The organism is Algibacter sp. YIN40 (assembly GCF_057219435.1).
Map to the genome: position 1 here is coordinate 1,605,619 of NZ_JBXVVC010000001.1, position 19,436 is coordinate 1,625,054.

Sequence of the window (19,436 nt, forward strand, 5' to 3'; positions counted from 1 at the left end):
ATTATTATCAATAATCAATTACTATGAGTTATCAAATAGAATTAAGACATCTTCGATATTTTTTGGCGGTTGCCGAAGATTTGCACTTTAGAAAGGCTGCTGAGAAGCTCTTTATATCCCAACCCGGACTTAGTCGACAAATTAAACAAATGGAGAATGATTTAGGGGTTCAATTATTTGAACGTCATAGTAGAAAAGTAAAATTGACAAAAGTTGGTTTGTATTTAAAAACAGAAATAGCTAGAAACTTAAAAAGTTTGACACAAATTTTAAATCATGCTAAACTTTTAAATAATGGTATAGTTGGAGACCTAAAATTTGGATATGTAGGATCTGCAATGCAAGAAATTATACCAAATTCCTTGCTTAAATTTCAAAAAGAAAATCCAGAGGCTTTATTTGGTTTAAAGGAAATGGATAACCAAAGACAAATAGAAAATTTATTATTAGAAGATATTGATATTGGTTTTGTTCGGTTGGATAGAGTTCCTAAAGGAATTAATATGAAAACCATATTAACGGAGAATTTTTGTCTGGTTTTGCCAAAGAATCATAAAGTTAGTTCTAGTAATTTTGAAAGTTTAAATCAGCTTAAAGAAAATTCTTTTATATTATTCGATCCTAATTATAGTTCCAGTTATTACGAGAAGGTCATGCAAATATTTGATGATGCTGGATTTGCGCCTATTATAACACATAATACAATTCACGCGGGTTCTATTTTTAAGCTTGTGGAAAATAATTTTGGAATATCAATTGTTCCAAAGTCATTGCAATCTAGTAACCAAGAAGGTGTTAAATTCATAGAATTAAAAAAGATTACTCAAAAAACAACTTTGTCAGCTGTATGGAATCAAGAAAATAGAAATCCTATGTTAAAAGAATTCTTAAAACATATATAAGACAACAAAATAGGTTGTTAACTTGCTTTTATTCTGGACTAAAATTCCCTACTTTTGGCATCATTAAAAAATAAACTATAAAGAATGAAAGCAATTAAATTATTAAGTATTGTGCTAGTTGCTACGATTTTTGTGTCGTGCAATAAAAAAGCAGTAACTAAGGATGCATTAAAGACAGAGATTGATTCTGTTAGTTATGCTATTGGAATGGATGTTGGAAGAAATGTACAAATGAGTTTTGATGAAATAAATAACGATTTATTCTTGGAAGGTTATTTGAATACTATTGATTCTGCCGATGTTTTAATCGATAAAACTGCCGCTCAAGGGCTTGTTCAAGCTTATTTTAAGAAGAATCGTGCAAAAATTCAAGAAAAGCAACGTGAAGCTGCTGCAAAAAAAGCTGAAGCAGATAATGCAGAGGGAAAATTAGCTAGTGAAAACTTTTTAGAAGAAAATAAGTCTAAAGAAGGAGTACAAACAACAGCTAGTGGACTTCAATATCTTGTATTAAAAGAAGGTGAAGGTGAATTGCCAACTGCTGAATCGAAAGTTAAAGTGCATTATCATGGAACTTTAATTGATGGAACTGTATTTGATAGTTCTGTAGACAGAGGGGAACCTTCTACATTTGGTGTAGGACAAGTAATAAAAGGATGGACAGAAGGTCTGCAACTTATGAAAGTTGGGTCTAAATACAAATTCTTCATACCTCAAGATTTAGCTTATGGTGCTACTCCAAGAGGTGGTAAAATTAAACCATTTGATGCTTTAGTTTTTGAAGTTGAACTTTTAGAGATAGTAGAATAATTAAGTTATTTTATTTATAACAAATGAAAGCAGGAAGTTTAACTTCCTGCTTTTTTACTTTAAAAAGGTTGTAACTTTGCAACTTAAAGGAAAGAGAATATGAGTCACAAAGCAGGTTTTGTAAATATTATTGGTAATCCAAATGTTGGTAAGTCCACTTTGATGAATGCTTTTGTAGGTGAAAAGTTGTCAATTATTACTTCTAAAGCACAAACGACGCGCCACAGAATTTTGGGCATTGTAAACGGAGATGATTTTCAAGTGGTTCTTAGTGATACACCTGGAATTATTAAACCAGCTTATGAGCTTCAAGAATCCATGATGGGCTTTGTTAAATCTGCCTTCGAAGATGCCGACGTTTTAATTTATATGGTTGAAATTGGTGAACAGACATTAAAAGATGAAGCATTTTTTAATAAAATAACCAATTCAAAAATTCCAGTCCTGTTACTTCTTAATAAAATAGATACGTCTAATCAAGAACAATTGGAAGGTCAAGTGCAACTTTGGGCGAGTAAAGTTCCAAATGCAGAAATTTTTCCTGTTTCTGCACTTCAGGGGTTTAATGTTAAAGAGGTTTTTAATCGTATTATAGAACTGCTTCCAGAATCACCGCCATTTTATCCTAAAGACCAGCTAACGGATAAACCAGAACGATTTTTTATCAACGAAACCATTCGTGAAAAAATATTAATTCACTACAAAAAGGAAATACCTTATGCTGTTGAAATAGATACCGAAGAGTTTTTCGAAGAAGAAAAAATTATTAGGGTTCGATCTGTAATCATGGTAGAGCGAGAAACACAGAAAGGTATTATTATAGGTCATAAAGGAAGCGCACTTAAACGTGTAGGTGTCGAGGCTAGAAAAGATTTAGAGAAATTCTTCGGAAAACAGATTCACTTAGAACTATATGTCAAAGTAAATAAGAATTGGCGCAGTAATCAGTATCAGCTGAAGCGTTTTGGTTACAATCAATAGTAAATTCTAGAAATAAAAAGGGCAGTAGAGGAATCTGAATATTTGAAACTTTAGAATATTGACTTAATTTTTTATTATTGTATTCATAAAATCTCTTAAAGCAAACATATCCTTTTTACTAGTATCGCGACCTATCCTACCTGCAAAATATAGCACAAACCAAATTAAAATCATTAAAAAAGTTAAACTAAGTTGTATCGCATAATCTGTTTTGAGCGACCAATTTGTATAGGCCCAAATCCCAAATGCTATAAAAAAACCAGCCACCATAAAGTGCAAGAACATAAACATAGTCCACACAGTTGGATTTGGTCCAAACAATCCATGAAGCAAGCTTTTATTGTCATCGACCTTATCAATTTCTAAATGTAATTGAGGCGACCAAAAATGTTGTTTTTCTTTTGGGTATTTTATAAAAACGTGATTATCTACTCTAGTTACTATAAAATCTTTTTGTGTTTTTTTTTGAGACTCAAATTGACTCAATATGGTTTCGTTATTAGTATTTAATTCAATCTTGAAACGCGGTCTTAAAACAATGTCATTTGTACTTGTCATTAAGCAAATTTTTACGTCAATTAAATTACCATTTTTTATTCATATTTTAAACTTTATCAATCTTTACTTAAAAAGAGTTTTACGTGGGGATATTTCCTATTTTTGCAAAATATTTGAAAATCAAAAAATTAAATCAATCAGTCCTAGGCTGTTCTAGATAATTAAGACATTATGAGTAACATAGTTGCTATTGTAGGAAGACCAAATGTTGGAAAATCGACGTTTTTTAATCGTTTAATTCAACGAAGAGAAGCTATTGTTGATGCCGTAAGCGGAGTTACAAGAGATCGTCATTATGGTAAAAGTGATTGGAACGGAAAAGAGTTTTCTTTAATTGACACCGGTGGTTATGTGAAAGGAAGTGATGATGTTTTTGAAGCAGAAATTGATAAACAAGTAGAATTAGCTATTGATGAAGCCGATGCTATTATTTTTATGGTCGATGTGGAGTCTGGTGTAACAGGAATGGATGAAGATGTTGCTAAACTACTTCGTAAGGTTAGTAAGCCTGTGTTTCTTGTTGTAAATAAAGTTGATAATGGAAAGCGTGCTGAAGATGCTGTAGAGTTTTATTCGTTAGGGTTAGGAGATTATTATACGGTTGCTAGTATTAATGGAAGTGGAACGGGTGAGTTATTAGACGCATTGGTTGAAGCATTACCTGAGAAAGAAGAGGTTGTAGAAGAAGAGTTACCAAGATTTGCTGTTGTTGGTCGTCCAAACGCGGGAAAATCTTCGTTTATAAATGCCCTTATTGGTGAAGATAGATATATTGTAACTGATATTGCTGGAACAACTCGTGATTCAATTGACACAAAATACAACCGCTTCGGGTTTGAATTCAACTTAGTTGACACCGCTGGAATTAGAAGAAAATCTAAAGTAAAAGAAGATTTAGAGTTCTATTCCGTAATGCGAAGTGTTAGAGCTATTGAACATGCCGATGTTTGTTTGGTTGTTTTAGATGCCACTCGAGGTTTTGATGGGCAAGTTCAAAATATTTTTTGGCTTGCAGAACGAAATAGAAAGGGCATTGTGATATTGGTTAATAAATGGGATTTAGTAGAGAAAGACCATAAATCTGTTAAAGAATTTGAAAGAGTTATAAGACAACAAATGGAACCTTTTACAGATGTTCCTATTGTTTTTATTTCAGCTTTAACCAAGCAACGTATTTTTAAAGCAATAGAAACTGCTGTTGAGGTTTATAAAAATCGTTCTAAAAAAATTAAAACAAGCCAACTTAATGATGTCCTGTTACCTATAATAGAAAACTATCCACCACCGGCTTACAAGGCAAAGTTTGTTAAAATTAAATATATTATGCAATTGCCTACACCACAACCGCAGTTTGCATTTTTCTGTAATCTTCCGCAATATGTAAAAGAACCGTACAAGCGTTTTTTAGAAAATAAATTGCGCGAGAATTTTGGATTTAATGGTGTGCCAATTAGTGTTTACATGCGGAAAAAGTAGGCTTTAAATAAAAATCAAATCATTTTTTTAATTTTCGTTTATTTCTCATGTTTATTGGTTATTTTTAAAATCAATAAAATAATAAAATGGGGCAAACAATAACCTTTGGAGAGGTTCTTATGCGAATTTCACCTCGAGGGAATCGAAAATTTATTCAATCTAATACAGTAGAATTTTATTTTGGAGGCACAGAATTAAATGTAGGTATTTCTATAGCTAATTTTGGTGGAAGTGTAAAGCATATTACATGCATTTCAAATGATTTTATTGGTAATACAGCTATGGCTTACCTAAATAAATTCGATTTAGATACTACAGCCATAGTAAGGTCTAATAGACCATTAGGTGTTTATTTTTTAGAAGTTGGTGCAGTAATGCGCCCTAGTTGTATTTCTTATAATCGATCACATTCAGCATTTTCTGAAATTAAACCTAGTATGGTTAACTGGGAGAAGTCTTTAGAAAATGGTAGTTGGTTTCATTGGACCGGAATAACACCTGCTTTAACCAAAGGTAGTTTTGAAACATAAAAGGAAGGTTTGATGTTGGCAAAAAAGAAAGGTTGGTGTGTTTCTGCAGACCCTACATATAGAAGCGGTTTGTGGAATTATGGGTTAGACCCAAAAGAAGCATTGACAGAACTATTGCATTGTTCCACCATTTTTATTGGTGGTATAAATGAAATGAATGAGGTTTTAGAAACCAATTTTGGTTATAGTAATGATGAGTTTATTGAAGCTAGTAAAATGCTGATTGAAAAATTTCCTTCCATAGTTAAAGTTTTCGATAAAATAAGAACCTCTATAAATTCATCTTGGCATAAAATTCGAGCTAGAATGTGGAACGGTAAGAAGTTTTACGAAACTGAAGATTTTGATATTACACATATAGTGGATCGTATTGGTACTGGCGACGCCTTTGCTGCAGGTTTAATTTATGGATTGCAGCATTTTAGTGATGATACTAAAGATACTAAAGCTATGAAATTCGCAAGTGCAGCATGCGCTCTAAAGCACACCTACGTGGGTGACGTTAATTACGCTACTATTGATGAGGTAATGCCTATTGTAGAAGGTAATATATCTGGACGTTTTAATCGTTAATATAGGACAAGTAAGTTACCAGCTCCCGCCAGCACCACCACCAGAGAAACCGCCGCCGCCGCCGAATCCGCCGAATCCTCCGAATCCTCCACTACCACCGGAGCTACCCCATCCACTAGATGAACCTCTTCTGTAATTACCACGTCCCATGTTACTAAGAATAATCGCGTCTAGTAAATCTCTGCTATCTAATTTTTTACCCCTGTTTCCATTATTTTTTCCACCACCACGGCTGTTTTTAGAAATTGAAATTATAATAATGATGAAAATAAAAATTAGCATAATCAAAAGACCAATTGGGAATTGGTTTTTATTTTGCTCTTCAGTGTTTTGATATTCACCACTTAAAACTTGAAAAATGGCATCGGTACCTTTATCCAAACCACTATAATAATCGTTGCGCTTAAACTCTGGGATAATAATATTACGAATTAATTCTCCTGTAGTACCAGCAGTAAGTTTATGTTCCACACCATAACCTGGAGAAATCCATATTTTACGATCGTTTTTAGCTAGTAAAACAAAAACTCCGTTATCTTCTTTAGCCTGTCCAATCCCCCATTTATGTCCCCAACGTGGAGCTAATAACCCAATGTTTTCTCCTTTAGTGGTTGGGATGATTACAATTAATATTTCAGTAGATGTACTATCGTTATAATGTTTTAATTTTTCATAAAGCGATTTGTATTCAATACTGTTGAGAGTCTTAGTACTATCAATAACGGGTGGAATGAAATTGGGTTTGCCAGGAATATTATATTGTGCAAATGCAAGACTAATGGAGAAAAGCCCAATTAAGAATGTAATGATACAGCTTCTTCTTTTTTCGATGTTTCGTATGTTAGATTTCGAATACAGCATACTTTGTTACTTTTTTGAAATCTCGTTAGAAAGCTCATCAATATCACCATGATGCCAAGGGAAATGCTTTTGCATTTCTTTACCTGCTTTTAAAACACCGTCAATCAACCCTTGCTTATAATCACCTTTTTTAAAGTGTAATTGTATAACGTCTTTTGTGCTATCCCAAAAACTGGAAGGCACAACGCTATTAATGCCTTTGTCTCCATAAATAACGAATGTTTTATCTTCTACAGCGACATAAATTAAAACACCATTTTCATCTTTAGTATTATCCATTTTTAGATAATGAAAAACTTCTAAAGCCCGATTAAAGGCTTCAATTTCTGATGTTTTTTCAATATGAACACGAATTTCTCCAGAAGTATTTTTTTCAGCTATTCGAATAGCTTCAACAATTTCCTGTTCTTCTTCAGCAGAAAGAAAATCTTCTATTTTAGACATGATTTTTAGTTGAAATCAAATTCTACGTCTAGAGGTTTATCGCTGCCCGCTTCAGAATCAAAATATGGTTTATCATCAAAATTAAGAATACCAGCTATAATTGAATTGGGAAAGGTTTTAACATGAATGTTATAAGGTTTTATAGCTTCATTATAGCGCGTCCTAGCAGTTTGTATTGTGTTTTCAGTACTGGTTAATTCATCTTGAAGTTTCAAGAAATTCTGATTGGCTTTTAAGTCAGGATAGCGCTCGACAGTTACCAATAAACTTTTTAATGCACCACTTAAACCACCTTGTACTTGGTTGTATTGTGATAATTGTTCTGGGGTAACATTTGATGGATCTATGCTTATAGAAGTCGCTTTGGCACGAGCATTTATTACAGCTTCAAGAGTACTCTTTTCAAAGTCTGCAGCACCTTTTACGGTATTTACTAAGTTGCCTATTAAATCATTTCTGCGCTGGTAAGATGTTTGCACATTTCCCCAAGCTTCACTTACGTTTTCATTAAGTGAAACAGCATTATTGTTAAATCCTTTTCCCCAAGAATAAAGACCTATTACGACTATTCCAATAATAATCCATGGTAAAAATTTCTTCATGATAAAGTAGTTTTAAGATGTTTTAATTGTTATTTGTTTGACACAAAAAAGTGATAAAAGTTACTTGAATTTTAATGTTTTTTAGAAAAACTTAATCGATATGCAAAGATTGGTTTAAATCAATCTTTTATAAATGTTGTTTAATTTTAATAAGCTGCGTTTTCACGTCTTCAAGCTTACTTATAATTTCAAAATTACTTAATGCTTGCTTTTTCTCTTCTTTTAAATGAATTTTCGCGCCTTCAAGAGTAAAGCCTCTTTCTTTTACCAGATGATAAATAAATTTAAGATTTTTTATGTCTTCTGGTGTAAACTTACGGTTGCCTTTAGCGTTTTTCTTTGGTTTAAGTACATCGAATTCTTTTTCCCAAAAACGAATTAAAGAAGTATTAACTCCAAATGCCTTAGCTACTTCGCCTATGCCATAATATCGTTTTTCTGGTAATTCAATATACATTAGTCTAAAGATTGATTTTCTAAGGAAGCATTTTCCAAAAGTACAGCAAATTCTTCAGCTGTTAAACTTCCATAGTAAAAGTTTATAGGATTAATTCGTGTGCCATCTTTGAAAATTTCGTAGTGTAAATGAGGTGCTTGAGATCTACCAGTACTACCAACAAATCCTACTAAATCTCCCCGTTTTACTTTTTGGTTTTTCTTGACATTGTATTTGTATAAGTGGGCATATAGACTTACATAGCCATAACCATGATCTATTCTAATATGACGGCCATAACCTGTTGCTCCAGCATCTGCACGTTTTACAACACCGTCGCCAGTTGCATAAACTGGGGTGCCTCTAGGAGCTGTAAAGTCCATACCCCAATGCATTTTTCTTGCTTTTGTAAATGGATCCGATCGCATGCCATAACCAGAAGCCATACGAGATAAATCTTTATTGTTTACCGGTTGTATGGCAGGAATTGCAGCCAATAATTTTTCTTTTTCTTTGGCAAGTTTAGCTATTTCATCTAAAGATCGCGATTGCACAACAATTTGTTTTTGCAGAATATCTATGCGTTTACTGCTTTCTATAATTAATTTAGAATTGTCATATCCTTCTAAATCTTTATACCTATTAATTCCTCCAAATCCTGCTTTTCGTTGCTCTTCTGGTATTGGGTTTGCTTCAAAATAAACACGATAAATGTTATTGTCTCTATCTTCAATATTTGATAGTACTGCTTCAGCATGTTCCATTTTTTTATTCAGAAGACTATATTGCAACTGCATATTTTGCAACTCTCTTTTTAAAGCTTTTTCTTTAGGAGATTCAATATATTGGCTCGAAATAAAAACGAAGACAAAACCAAACATGGCAGAGGCAATAATAAACATTGAGGCATATTTTAAGGTCGTCCTTTTTTTGCGCTCAATTTTTCTATAAGAAAGCGATTCTGGATCGTAATAATATTTTACCTTACTCATTACCTAATTTATGCTATTTTTGCATCTAAATTTAGACAAGTTTAGACTGCATGCTATATGCAAACGAACAAACCTACAAAATATTTTTAGCAAAACTAAATCATAAAAATGAATTGTAGGGGTAGTAAGTTCTAAATTTTAAAATAGATTAACAAAGAAAATATAAAATCACTTCAGTTATAAATTATATAATTGAAGTAAGTTTTTTGATAAATAAATGAAGTCACAAGAAATTCGATCCAAGTTTTTAAGTTTTTTTGAAGACAAGAAACATAGCATTGTTCCATCGGCACCTATGGTTTTAAAGGATGACCCTACCTTGATGTTTGTAAATTCTGGTATGGCACCCTTTAAAGAGTATTTTTTAGGTAATGCACAGCCTAAAAATAATCGTATAGCAGATTCTCAAAAGTGTTTACGGGTTTCTGGAAAGCATAACGATTTAGAAGAAGTTGGTTACGATACGTACCATCACACTTTGTTTGAGATGCTTGGTAATTGGAGTTTTGGCGATTACTTTAAAGAAGAGGCGATTGCTTGGGCTTGGGAATTATTAACTGAAGTTTACGGTATAGATAAGGATATTTTATACGTTACAGTATTTGAAGGGAGTGATGATGCCGATAATCTTGATATGGATACCGAAGCTTATAATTTTTGGAAAGCCCATATTTCTGAAGACCGCATATTAAAGGGAGATAAAAAGGATAATTTTTGGGAAATGGGCGATCAAGGACCTTGTGGGCCTTGTAGTGAAATTCATGTTGATATTCGTTCTGCCGAAGAAAAAGCTAAAATATCGGGTAAAGAATTGGTAAATAAAGACCACCCTCAAGTAGTAGAGATTTGGAATTTGGTATTCATGCAATACAACCGAAAAGCAAATGGAACATTAGAAGCTTTGCCAAATAAACATATAGATACCGGAATGGGATTTGAGCGCCTTTGTATGGTTTTGCAGAATGTTCAATCTAATTACGATACGGATGTTTTTACACCCATAATTAGAGAAATTGAAACCATTACCAATAAAAACTACGGTAAAGATGATAAGATGGATGTCGCTATCCGTGTCATTTCAGACCATTTGCGTGCTGTCGCATTTTCAATTGCAGACGGACAATTGCCAAGTAATACAGGTGCAGGTTACGTAATTCGTAGAATTTTGCGTCGTGCAGTACGTTATGGATTTACTTTTCTTGATAAAAAAGAACCATTTATTTATAGATTGGTTGATGTTTTGTGTAAAAGAATGGGAAATGCTTTCCCAGAATTAAAAGCACAAAAACAACTTATTGAGAATGTTATAAAAGAAGAAGAGCTATCTTTTTTAAGAACATTGGATCAAGGTTTAGTGTTGCTAAATAGAATTGTTAGTGAAACAAAAGGCGATACTGTTTCTGGTGAAAAAGCCTTTGAATTATATGATACTTATGGATTCCCTATAGATTTAACTGCTTTAATTCTTTCTGAAAAAGGGCTAAACCTTGATGAAAAAGGTTTTAATGAAGAGTTGCAGAAACAAAAAACACGTTCCCGTGCAGCTAGCCAAATGTCTACTGATGATTGGACAATTTTAGTAGATGATGCCGAAGAAAAATTTGTTGGCTACGATACTTTAGAAGCTCATGTGAAATTGACTAGATATCGAAAAGTCACTTCAAAAAAAGACGGCAATATGTATCAGTTAGTTTTTAATTTAACGCCTTTTTATCCTGAAGGTGGCGGGCAAGTTGGAGATAAAGGTTACCTTGAAGACACACATGGCGATGTGGTTTATATTCTGGATACTAAGAAAGAGAATAACGTTATTATTCATTTTACAAAGAATTTACCTGAGCATATAAGCGAAACTTTTAAAGCCGTTGTTGACGCCAAACAACGTTATAGAACAGAATGTAACCATACTGCCACTCACTTGTTGCATCAAGCACTAAGGGAGGTCTTAGGAACACATGTTGAACAGAAAGGGAGTGCAGTTCATTCTAAATATTTACGTTTCGACTTTTCTCATTTTTCTAAAATGACAGTTGAAGAATTACGAGATGTCGAAAATTTTGTAAATCGAAGAATTGAAGGGAAATTACCATTAGAAGAAAAAAGAAATATTCCGAAAGAGGAGGCGATTGCGGAGGGAGCGATGAGTTTGTTTGGTGAGAAATATGGAGATACTGTTAGAGCTATTCGGTTTGGGAAATCAATTGAGCTTTGCGGAGGTACCCATGTTAAAAATACTGCTGATATTTGGCATTTCAAAATAGTATCGGAAGGTGCAGTTGCAGCAGGTATTAGGCGAATTGAAGCTATTACTAACGATGCTGTAAAAGATTTCTATTTTGATAACAATAGGGCTTATTTTGAAATGAAAGACTTGCTCAATAATGCAAAAGAACCCGTTAAAGCGTTACAGAATTTGCAAGAGGAAAATAATAGTCTTAAAAAGCAAATTGAAGTTCTGTTAAAAGATAAAGCCAAAAATATTAAGGGAGAGCTAAAAAATGAATTAACTGAAATTAATGGGATTCAATTTTTAGCTAAAAAACTCGATTTGGATGCTGGTGGGCTAAAAGACGTTGCTTTTGAAATTGGAAGTCAGTTTGATAATTTGTTCCTGTTGTTTGCAACAGAGCAAGATGGAAAAGCTTTGTTAGCATGCTATATTTCAAAAGAACTTGTTGCTAGTAAAGGACTAAATGCAGGGCAAGTTGTTAGAGAATTGGGGAAATACATTCAAGGCGGCGGCGGGGGACAGCCATTTTTTGCGACCGCAGGAGGTAAGAACCCAGATGGGATTGACGATGCTTTGAGAAAATCCAAGGATTATTTAACTTAAAAGTGTTATTTAATATTTAAAATTTTATTAAATGTTTTAAGCTCACATTTATAAAATTTTAAAAAATTGTTTTTTAAAGTTAAATATTTGGCGTTTTTATTCTTTTTCATGATAATGTATTATTATATATACAGTTAGTCTGTGGAAAAATGAAATTGTTACAGGAAATGAACTTGATGAAGCTTCAAACTCAAATACCATTAGAGAAAAAGTCTATAAATCTAATAGATTATAATTCGAATGTGATTTTAATAGGTTCTTGTTTTTCAGAAAATATAGGAAATAAACTAAAGTATTTCAAGTTTCAAAATCTTCAAAATCCTTTTGGAATTCTATTTCATCCTAAAGCAGTAGAACAGTTAATTGAAAATACAATTTCCAAAAAAGTTTATAGCAAAACTGATGTCTTTTTTCTTAACGAACAATGGCATTGTTTTGATGCTCATTCAAAACTAAGTAGGCCTTCAAAGGAGGATTTATTAAATGGTTTAAATGATCAAATTGAATTTACAAATACCCGAATTCATAATGCAAGCCATATAATTGTTACTTTAGGGAGTGCTTGGGTATATAGAAATTTAGACTCGAATGAAATAGTTGCCAATTGCCATAAAGTTCCTCAGAAACAATTTGATAAAGAATTATTATCAGTTCAAACAATTCATCAGTCATTAAAAAATATAATTAATTTAATTGAAAGTGTAAATTCAAATGCTTCTGTAATTTTTACAGTATCTCCTGTAAGACATTTAAAAGATGGTTTTGTTGAAAACATGCAAAGCAAAGCAAATTTAATTTCTGCAATACATTCCGTTATCGGACCTCAGTCTAGATTGAAAGGTCTTTATTATTTTCCTTCTTATGAAATCATGATGGACGAACTTCGCGATTATCGTTTTTATAATGAAGATATGATTCATCCAAGCCAAACAGCTATAAATTATATTTGGGAAACCTTTAAAAAGGTTTGGGTTTCAGAAGAAGTTTCAAAAATTATGCACGATGTTGATTTTATTCAAAAAGGACTTCAGCATAAACCATTTAATCAAAATTCTGAGGCGCATCAACAATTTCTTCAAAAGTTAGAAGCTAGAAAGCAAATATTGGCTTCAAAATTACCTCATATTAAATTTTCATAAAGTTTACATTTTTAAAAATGCTGCTTTATCAGTATTAATTGCTGTTTCAGCTGCTATTAATCATTGATTTTTTAAAATATACGTAATTCATCGTATTGATTTCACCCTCATTAATTGACATTTTTGTGAAGCTATTAACAATAACAATATTCAACAATGAGAAATTTAAAACTATTTGTTTTTCTATTAGTAGGTACGCTAATGTTAAACGCACAGAAAGCTGAAGCTCCTAATTTTACCTATAATATTGAAGGTAAAGTCGAGAAAATGACACTTACAACTTCTGGTGTTATGCTAATTATGCATGGAAAAGGGTTAGCAGGAATTAAACCAGGTCAGGATGGATTAGTATTTAATTTTGAAGATTACGGAAAAGTTAAAGAAGAAGAAGTTTTTATAGTTCCAAATACACCATATGTAATGGTTGGACAAGCAGGTTTTGGTGGAATTGCCGCTAAACAAAGCGTTATTGATGTGGTGTCTGGAAAACGTCTATTTGATACAAAGGCCAATGGATGGAAGGCAGCAGGGCGACCAACGCTAATTATGCCAGAAAACAAATTAATTGTTTCTGGGCAACGCACAGCTAAAGAAAAGTATACACAAGCAGTTGGTATTTATGATATGAGTAGCGGTAATGAAGTAAAACTCTTTAAATTAAAAGGCACTAATTCGTTAACGGGAAGACCAAGTATTATTGATGGCGGCGTGATATTGCCAACTTTCAAAGGAATTTACAGAATAGATATGAATACAGGAGCAGAAAGTTGGGTGGTAGATTTAAAAAATGTTGCTTATGTTATTCCTGATAACGATGGTAAGTCTATGTTTGCGGTTCAAGGCAAAGGAAAAAACCACATGATTCATAAAATAAGTGCTTCAGGAGCTCAAATGTGGGGTGAAGGAAAAAAATTAAAAGGAGTAGTTTCTAATTTTGAAGTAACGCCAAAAGGTCTCGCCATAGTTAGTGATGTGGCAGATTCTGGAAAAAAAGGATTAGGAAAATTAGCATCAGCAAAAGCACAAAGTAATATTTCTTTTTTATCGGCTAGTACAGGAGAGGATTTATGGGAGAAAGCACCTAAAACAAAAGGGTATGTACAGCATTTTTATATTATGGATGATGGGATCTTATTTGGCATTGGAGAAGGTGGTATCAACAAAATTTCTTATGAAGGTGTGCCATTATTCAAAAAACCTTTAAAAACAGGTGAAAATATTCACACCATGGCTTTAACAAAGCAAGGGATGATTTACATCACAGATAGCGACGCTAATATTGTTAGTTTAGATACTGGTGAGTCCATTTGGAGTAAACCAATAAAATATAAGCGAGCCAAAGCAGTAACTAGTGTTTATGACGAGGCGCATTCCAGATACTTAATTAGTACAGGTGAAGAAATGATTACTATAGACGAGAACAAAGGAGATATTAGTACTTTGGCAACTTATGACTTCGATGAAAAGGAAAACCCAACCAGTCTCGAGATAAGAGAAGGAGGTTTGTTGTTAACCTCAGATCAAAATATGATGATGCTTGGTTTTGATGGTAATGAAAAATTTCATGAATATTTCAGGTCTCCAGGTAAAAGCGCGTTTGCTATTGTAGCCTTAAGTGCTTTAGCTTTAGCATCTACAGCGGCAATGGCAGATGCAAGTTTTCAAGCTGGTGCCAACAGGAACTATATAGGGCAATATAATCAGTATGGTGCGCAAAAGAAAAGAGAGGCAGATGCTTATGCAGCTATAGCCACAGCATCATTTAATGAAATGGCAAAGCGATTTAATGCTACAGCGGCTACCGAGAATGCACAGTTTATTTTAACTAAGCTAGACGACGGTGTTGGTTTGGTAAAAGTTAATAAAGACTCAGGTATAGCAGAAAAAGAAATTATTCTAAAAGATAAAAAACCGACCTATGAAGTAGACGAGTTTGGTGGGTATTTATATTATTTAGCAAACAATAATACTATTTATACTTACGATCTTAAAAAATAAATCTTGTTGTTGAGATTTGTTAGATTGGGCGTGATATTTATTTATTGCGCTTAATCTTTTTTTCTTGACACTTTATCGAAAAATTCAATTTAAATTGTCTTTAAATTGTACTTTAGGTATGCTATTAATCAGTTCATATAGAAAACATTAGTTCTAAAATTCACGAAAGTGGTTTTGAGCTAATGTTTTTTTTTTTGAATAATATGAACTAAACTCGTTTTCATCACTTGTAAATAAAAATTTGTTATGGTTGTCTTTGACACTTTTAGTGTGGTTATTTGCTTGTTTATGGTTATACTTTTAGTACTGATATTCAAAATATTTCATACCATAGCTGTAAACAAAAATCAAATTTACTTGAGTGAAATAACGCTTTGCAATCTGCTTGTAAAAGAAACAAAGAAGTCCCAAATAATGAATAATAACTTGAAATTAGTTGATGATTTAAACAAATCTATAATTTATCGTTTACTAAAAATAACTAAAGAACTACTTTCAATTCAAAATCTTATATTTGAGAAACCCATCTAAATTATTCTCATGCACAAAGGTTTTCTCTCAATCCTATTTTTTATTTTCAGTTTGTGCTGTTTTTCTCAAAACAAGTTGAAAATAATTGACAGCCTAAAACATGTAATAGCCAAAAACCCAGCAGACTCTATTAAAATAAATGCATACAGTGATTTATGCTGGTATTACAGAAATATATCTATCGACTCTGCTTTCACCTATGGCAATCTTACTTTGCAATTATCCAAAGAGGCAAATAATAAGTTAGGTGAAGCTCAAGCATATAATGATATTGGTATTCTTCATTATGATTTGGCAGAGTACCTCAAATCTATGGACTATTACAAGAAGTCCTTAGCTATTAGATCTGAATTTAAAGACACCATGGGAATTGCTGCACTTTATAATAAAATAGGATTAGTGCATCAAAATACTTTTAAAATGGATTCTGCCATTTTTTATGCTACGAAAGCCTTAAAAATTTATGAGAATAAAAGTCATTCAAGATATGTGACATTCATAAAAAATAATATTGCTAATATATATAAAGGTTTAAAGCAATATGAAAAGGCTTTAAATACACACTTAGAAATCGCTGAAGTAAATGAACGAAATAAAGATTATTTACCACTAACAAGATCATATAATAATATTGCCAATGCTTATTTGTTTCTTAAAGATACTGTTAGGAGTATAGAATATTATAAAAAAAGTATAGCATTGGCTGAACGACAGGATTATAAAAGAGAGTTGGCTGCTTTATACAACAACTATGGGAGTATTTTGTTAGGGCAAAAGCAATATGAAAAAGCCATTGATTTAACATCTCAATCCTTAAAACTAAGAAAAGAATTAGAAGACAACTATGGCATTGCTAGTACGTCTCTTCATTTAGCAGGCTTATACCTTAATTTAAGAGACTTTAATAAAGCAAAAAATCACTTGTATTTTGGAGCAAAGTTATCCGAAAACATAGATGCTAATGAGCTTAAAATAGACGCTTACGATAAATTAGCATCTTATCATGCATTTAAAAATAATCCTGATAGTGTTATATATTATAAGGAACTATTTAAAACGTTAAAGGATACCATTTATAGCAAGCGAGTTATTTCAGAAGTGGCTGAGGTACAAGAGAAATATAATACAGCAGAGCGTGAAAGGCAAATTCTTTCTCAAAGGGCTGATATCGCTGAAAAAGAATTGGATTTAAATAAAAAAAACACCCAGCTTATAGGCTTAGTATTGGCTATTGTGTTGCTAAGTATATTAACATATTTAGTTTACAATCAGCAGCGATTAAAAAACTCGCAACTAAAGAAGGAAAGTGAACTAAAACAAGCGCTTGTTAGAATAGAAACTCAAAACCGACTTCAAGAGCAAAGGTTACGAATTTCTCGAGATCTTCATGATAATATAGGCGCACAACTTACATTTATTATATCGTCTATAGAAAACTTACAGTATGGTTTCAAAATTACCAATCAGAAACTCACCAGTAAATTATATCACATTAGTGCCTTTACAAAAGAAACTATTTATGAGTTGAGAGACACCATTTGGGCAATGAATAAAAGCGATATTACACTTGATGATTTACAAAGTAGAATTTCCAATTTTGTTAAAAAAGCGAATATTCATTCAAACGGTATAGATTTTAAGTTTATAGTTGATGCTGATATTTCGAAGGATATAGAGTTCACTTCTGTAAAGGGGATGAATATTTATAGAATAGTTCAAGAAGCCATAAATAATTCAATGAAATATGCTGAAGCCAAGCTTATATCTGTTGAGATTTCAAAAAAGAAAAATAATCTTGAAATAGTTATTAAGGACAATGGTAAAGGTTTCGATGAGAATAAAATTGAACATGGAAATGGACTTAATAACATGAAGAAAAGAGCACAAGAAATTGATGCGCATATCAAAATTGAAAGTGTTTTAACTAAAGGAACACAAATCATACTTACTTTAAGCTGATAGAATACGAAGTTATTAGTATTGTTTTATCGTAATAAAATGATAACTTTTACATTTATAAATTGAGTTCATGAATATAAAAATAGCCATAGCAGACGATAATTCTTTTTTAATAGCTGCGGTTAAAGAAAAATTGTCATTTTTTGAAGATATAAATGTGAAATTTTCTGCTATGAACGGTCAAGAATTAATTAAAAAAATTGAAGACAATCATAATATCGATATTATATTAATGGATATAGAAATGCCTACTTTAAATGGTATACAAGCTACCGAAATTATCAAGCAAAAATATCCACAAATCAAGATTATTATGCTTACGGTTTTCGATGACGACGAAAACATATTTAATGCTATAAAAGCTGGAGCAGACGGCTACTTATTAAAAGAAGTTAATCCAAAAGACCTCTATAATGGCATTAACGAAACCTTAGAAGGAGGAGCAGCAATGACACCTTCAATTGCTATGAAAACTTTAAAGTTATTAAGAAACCCTTTTGCGGTTAAAAATATTGAAGAGCAAGAGTCTATTGCATTAACCCCAAGAGAAGTTGAGGTTTTAGAGCAACTTAGTAAAGGACTTAGTTATAATTTAATAGCCGAAAACTTGTTTCTTTCTGTGGGCACTATTAGAAAACATATTGAAAATATCTATAAAAAATTACAAGTGCATAACAAACTAGAAGCAGTACAGAAGGCTAGAAAGAACAACTTAATATAATATTGTAATAACATACACTTAATATGACTGATATACTTATCACATATATTTGTCATGCTATTAATGAAGGGAATTACATTAGTTAGACTTCTTATGTCGAAGGAAACTGATGTTTTTTTTGCTCTAAATTCATGCTATTAGTTTTTAAATATTACCTAAATTAGTGCATGCGTAAAATTCTATTTGGTGTCCTTGTTACTTTAGTTATACTATTTACATTCAAATATTGTGATAAAGAAAGAGAAGATAAAGTACGGATTCAAGAAAGTTCTATGCTCATTCAAAAGCAAATAGAGCAAGTTGGAAAACTTATTGTTACTGAAGGTCATTTTAGCGAAGTTTTTAACTATAAAAATTCAAAAGACATTTTCGGCGATTTTTTTACTTCAGAAAAAAAGGCTTTAGTAGTCGTTAATGCCGATGTCTCCATTGGGTATGATTTAAGTAAAATTGAATACCATATAGATGAAGCTAGTAAAACTCTGACAATAACAAGTATCCCTGATGAAGAAATTAAAATTAATCCGGATTTGGAATATTACGATATTCAATCAGATTTTTTAAACCCTTTTGAAGCTAAAGATTATAACGATATAAAAAATATTGTAAAAAATTCTTTAATGAAGAAAATTGATGCTTCCGATTTAAAATCAAATGCAAAAAATAGATTAATTAGCGAACTTGCTAAATTTTATATTTTAACCAATTCACTTGGATGGACATTGAAATATCATGAAAACTCCATGCAAACGATAGACGATTTAAAGACACTAAAGCTATAGTTTACTATTTAAACTTATCCAGCCACCTCCGTTAATTGCTTCAATTCCATGATTTTTTAAAATAGTAGCAGCAGTACCAGAGCGCATACCACTTACGCAACAAGTTATTACTGGTTTGTTATACTTTTTAATCTCATTAATTTGAGTCTTAATGTTTTGTAACGGAAAGTTTTTAGAATCAAGAATTGCACCTTGGTTATATTCCTTAACTGTGCGCACATCAATAATGACAGCACCTCTTGATTGAAAATCTTTAATCTTGTTGTCTTTGTTGCCAAATAATAAATCTAATAATCCCATAATCTAAT

At 32.1% G+C, this 19,436-nt stretch carries 17 protein-coding genes and 1 pseudogene; 11 read left to right on the forward strand and 7 right to left on the reverse strand.

Annotation, left to right across the window (positions count from 1 at the left end; translation table 11 throughout):
• The first annotated feature begins 23 nt into the window (after nucleotides 1-23).
• From AC2D6V_RS07425 to era, 3 genes are all read left to right on the forward strand, one after another.
• Nucleotides 24-902 carry a LysR substrate-binding domain-containing protein gene (locus AC2D6V_RS07425; RefSeq protein ID WP_484647423.1) on the forward strand — a complete coding sequence of 293 codons (879 nt, stop codon included), beginning with the start codon at nucleotides 24-26 and terminating at the stop codon, nucleotides 900-902.
• 84 nt (nucleotides 903-986) lie between these two features.
• Entirely contained in the window at nucleotides 987-1,712 is a 726-nt protein-coding gene (gene bamJ / locus AC2D6V_RS07430) for a BamJ family beta-barrel-assembly machinery protein (RefSeq protein ID WP_484647424.1), read from the forward strand.
• Between the two features lie 99 nt (nucleotides 1,713-1,811).
• Nucleotides 1,812-2,693, forward strand: coding sequence for a GTPase Era (gene era, locus AC2D6V_RS07435; RefSeq protein WP_484647425.1), 882 nt, complete (start codon nucleotides 1,812-1,814; stop codon nucleotides 2,691-2,693).
• A gap of 63 nt (nucleotides 2,694-2,756) precedes the next feature.
• Here the strand turns inward: era and AC2D6V_RS07440 are convergent, their stop codons facing one another.
• Nucleotides 2,757-3,251, reverse strand: a complete 495-nt coding sequence (locus AC2D6V_RS07440) for a GTP-binding protein (protein ID WP_484647426.1) — start codon at nucleotides 3,249-3,251, stop codon at nucleotides 2,757-2,759.
• 171 nt (nucleotides 3,252-3,422) lie between these two features.
• Between AC2D6V_RS07440 and der the strand changes: the two genes are divergently transcribed.
• Together der and AC2D6V_RS07450 are read left to right on the forward strand one after the other, a co-directional pair.
• On the forward strand, nucleotides 3,423-4,727 hold the full coding sequence (der, locus tag AC2D6V_RS07445) for a ribosome biogenesis GTPase Der (protein ID WP_484647427.1): 1,305 nt from the start codon (nucleotides 3,423-3,425) through the stop codon (nucleotides 4,725-4,727).
• Between the two features lie 86 nt (nucleotides 4,728-4,813).
• A pseudogene (locus AC2D6V_RS07450) lies at nucleotides 4,814-5,830 on the forward strand (sugar kinase).
• A 15-nt stretch (nucleotides 5,831-5,845) separates the two neighbouring features.
• Here the strand turns inward: AC2D6V_RS07450 and AC2D6V_RS07455 are convergent.
• From AC2D6V_RS07455 to AC2D6V_RS07475, 5 genes are all read right to left on the reverse strand, one after another.
• Entirely contained in the window at nucleotides 5,846-6,691 is an 846-nt protein-coding gene (locus AC2D6V_RS07455) for a TPM domain-containing protein (RefSeq protein ID WP_484647428.1), read from the reverse strand.
• 6 nt (nucleotides 6,692-6,697) lie between these two features.
• Complete coding sequence (locus tag AC2D6V_RS07460) at nucleotides 6,698-7,135, reverse strand: TPM domain-containing protein (protein ID WP_484647429.1); 438 nt, start codon at nucleotides 7,133-7,135, stop codon at nucleotides 6,698-6,700.
• Nucleotides 7,136-7,140: 5 nt separating this feature from the next.
• Nucleotides 7,141-7,737, reverse strand: coding sequence for a LemA family protein (locus tag AC2D6V_RS07465; protein ID WP_484647430.1), 597 nt, complete (start codon nucleotides 7,735-7,737; stop codon nucleotides 7,141-7,143).
• A gap of 127 nt (nucleotides 7,738-7,864) precedes the next feature.
• A complete protein-coding gene (locus AC2D6V_RS07470; RefSeq protein WP_484647431.1) occupies nucleotides 7,865-8,194 on the reverse strand; it encodes a MerR family transcriptional regulator in 330 nt (109 codons plus the stop codon).
• Nucleotides 8,194-9,165 (reverse strand): M23 family metallopeptidase, encoded by a 972-nt coding sequence (locus AC2D6V_RS07475; RefSeq protein WP_484647432.1) that lies wholly within the window; start codon nucleotides 9,163-9,165, stop codon nucleotides 8,194-8,196. The genes AC2D6V_RS07470 and AC2D6V_RS07475 overlap by 1 nt, the downstream gene beginning before the upstream one ends.
• Before the next feature lie 217 nt (nucleotides 9,166-9,382).
• Here AC2D6V_RS07475 and alaS point away from each other — a divergent pair, with 217 nt between their 5' ends.
• The 6 genes from alaS (at nucleotide 9,383) to AC2D6V_RS07505 (ending at nucleotide 19,128) form a co-directional block, all read left to right on the forward strand.
• Nucleotides 9,383-11,998 carry an alanine--tRNA ligase gene (gene alaS / locus AC2D6V_RS07480; protein ID WP_484647433.1) on the forward strand — a complete coding sequence of 872 codons (2,616 nt, stop codon included), beginning with the start codon at nucleotides 9,383-9,385 and terminating at the stop codon, nucleotides 11,996-11,998.
• 176 nt (nucleotides 11,999-12,174) lie between these two features.
• The gene (locus AC2D6V_RS07485) at nucleotides 12,175-13,137 is read left to right on the forward strand and encodes a GSCFA domain-containing protein (RefSeq protein WP_484647528.1); all 963 of its coding nucleotides are present in this window, start codon (nucleotides 12,175-12,177) and stop codon (nucleotides 13,135-13,137) included.
• A 156-nt stretch (nucleotides 13,138-13,293) separates the two neighbouring features.
• Complete coding sequence (locus tag AC2D6V_RS07490; RefSeq protein WP_484647434.1) at nucleotides 13,294-15,135, forward strand: outer membrane protein assembly factor BamB family protein; 1,842 nt, start codon at nucleotides 13,294-13,296, stop codon at nucleotides 15,133-15,135.
• Between the two features lie 606 nt (nucleotides 15,136-15,741).
• Complete coding sequence (locus AC2D6V_RS07495; protein WP_484647435.1) at nucleotides 15,742-17,625, forward strand: tetratricopeptide repeat-containing sensor histidine kinase; 1,884 nt, start codon at nucleotides 15,742-15,744, stop codon at nucleotides 17,623-17,625.
• 70 nt (nucleotides 17,626-17,695) lie between these two features.
• Entirely contained in the window at nucleotides 17,696-18,346 is a 651-nt protein-coding gene (locus AC2D6V_RS07500; RefSeq protein WP_484647436.1) for a response regulator, read from the forward strand.
• Between the two features lie 167 nt (nucleotides 18,347-18,513).
• On the forward strand, nucleotides 18,514-19,128 hold the full coding sequence (locus AC2D6V_RS07505; protein ID WP_484647437.1) for a DUF4230 domain-containing protein: 615 nt from the start codon (nucleotides 18,514-18,516) through the stop codon (nucleotides 19,126-19,128).
• On the opposite strand, the gene AC2D6V_RS07510 is transcribed toward AC2D6V_RS07505, so the two are convergent.
• On the reverse strand, nucleotides 19,123-19,428 hold the full coding sequence (locus AC2D6V_RS07510; protein ID WP_484647438.1) for a rhodanese-like domain-containing protein: 306 nt from the start codon (nucleotides 19,426-19,428) through the stop codon (nucleotides 19,123-19,125). The genes AC2D6V_RS07505 and AC2D6V_RS07510 overlap by 6 nt on opposite strands.
• Nucleotides 19,429-19,436 lie beyond the last annotated feature (8 nt).

Excerpts from the sequence above, each read along its gene's own strand:
- AC2D6V_RS07425 (WP_484647423.1), top strand. The coding sequence starts at position 24 with ATGAGTTATCAAATAGAATTAAGACATCTTCGATATTTTTTGGCGGTT.
- bamJ (WP_484647424.1), top strand. The coding sequence starts at position 987 with ATGAAAGCAATTAAATTATTAAGTATTGTGCTAGTTGCTACGATTTTT.
- era (WP_484647425.1), top strand. The coding sequence starts at position 1,812 with ATGAGTCACAAAGCAGGTTTTGTAAATATTATTGGTAATCCAAATGTT.
- AC2D6V_RS07440 (WP_484647426.1), bottom strand. The coding sequence starts at position 3,251 with ATGACAAGTACAAATGACATTGTTTTAAGACCGCGTTTCAAGATTGAA.
- der (WP_484647427.1), top strand. The coding sequence starts at position 3,423 with ATGAGTAACATAGTTGCTATTGTAGGAAGACCAAATGTTGGAAAATCG.
- AC2D6V_RS07455 (WP_484647428.1), bottom strand. The coding sequence starts at position 6,691 with ATGCTGTATTCGAAATCTAACATACGAAACATCGAAAAAAGAAGAAGC.
- AC2D6V_RS07460 (WP_484647429.1), bottom strand. The coding sequence starts at position 7,135 with ATGTCTAAAATAGAAGATTTTCTTTCTGCTGAAGAAGAACAGGAAATT.
- AC2D6V_RS07465 (WP_484647430.1), bottom strand. The coding sequence starts at position 7,737 with ATGAAGAAATTTTTACCATGGATTATTATTGGAATAGTCGTAATAGGT.
- AC2D6V_RS07470 (WP_484647431.1), bottom strand. The coding sequence starts at position 8,194 with ATGTATATTGAATTACCAGAAAAACGATATTATGGCATAGGCGAAGTA.
- AC2D6V_RS07475 (WP_484647432.1), bottom strand. The coding sequence starts at position 9,165 with ATGAGTAAGGTAAAATATTATTACGATCCAGAATCGCTTTCTTATAGA.
- alaS (WP_484647433.1), top strand. The coding sequence starts at position 9,383 with ATGAAGTCACAAGAAATTCGATCCAAGTTTTTAAGTTTTTTTGAAGAC.
- AC2D6V_RS07485 (WP_484647528.1), top strand. The coding sequence starts at position 12,175 with ATGAAGCTTCAAACTCAAATACCATTAGAGAAAAAGTCTATAAATCTA.
- AC2D6V_RS07490 (WP_484647434.1), top strand. The coding sequence starts at position 13,294 with ATGAGAAATTTAAAACTATTTGTTTTTCTATTAGTAGGTACGCTAATG.
- AC2D6V_RS07500 (WP_484647436.1), top strand. The coding sequence starts at position 17,696 with ATGAATATAAAAATAGCCATAGCAGACGATAATTCTTTTTTAATAGCT.
- AC2D6V_RS07505 (WP_484647437.1), top strand. The coding sequence starts at position 18,514 with ATGCGTAAAATTCTATTTGGTGTCCTTGTTACTTTAGTTATACTATTT.
- AC2D6V_RS07510 (WP_484647438.1), bottom strand. The coding sequence starts at position 19,428 with ATGGGATTATTAGATTTATTATTTGGCAACAAAGACAACAAGATTAAA.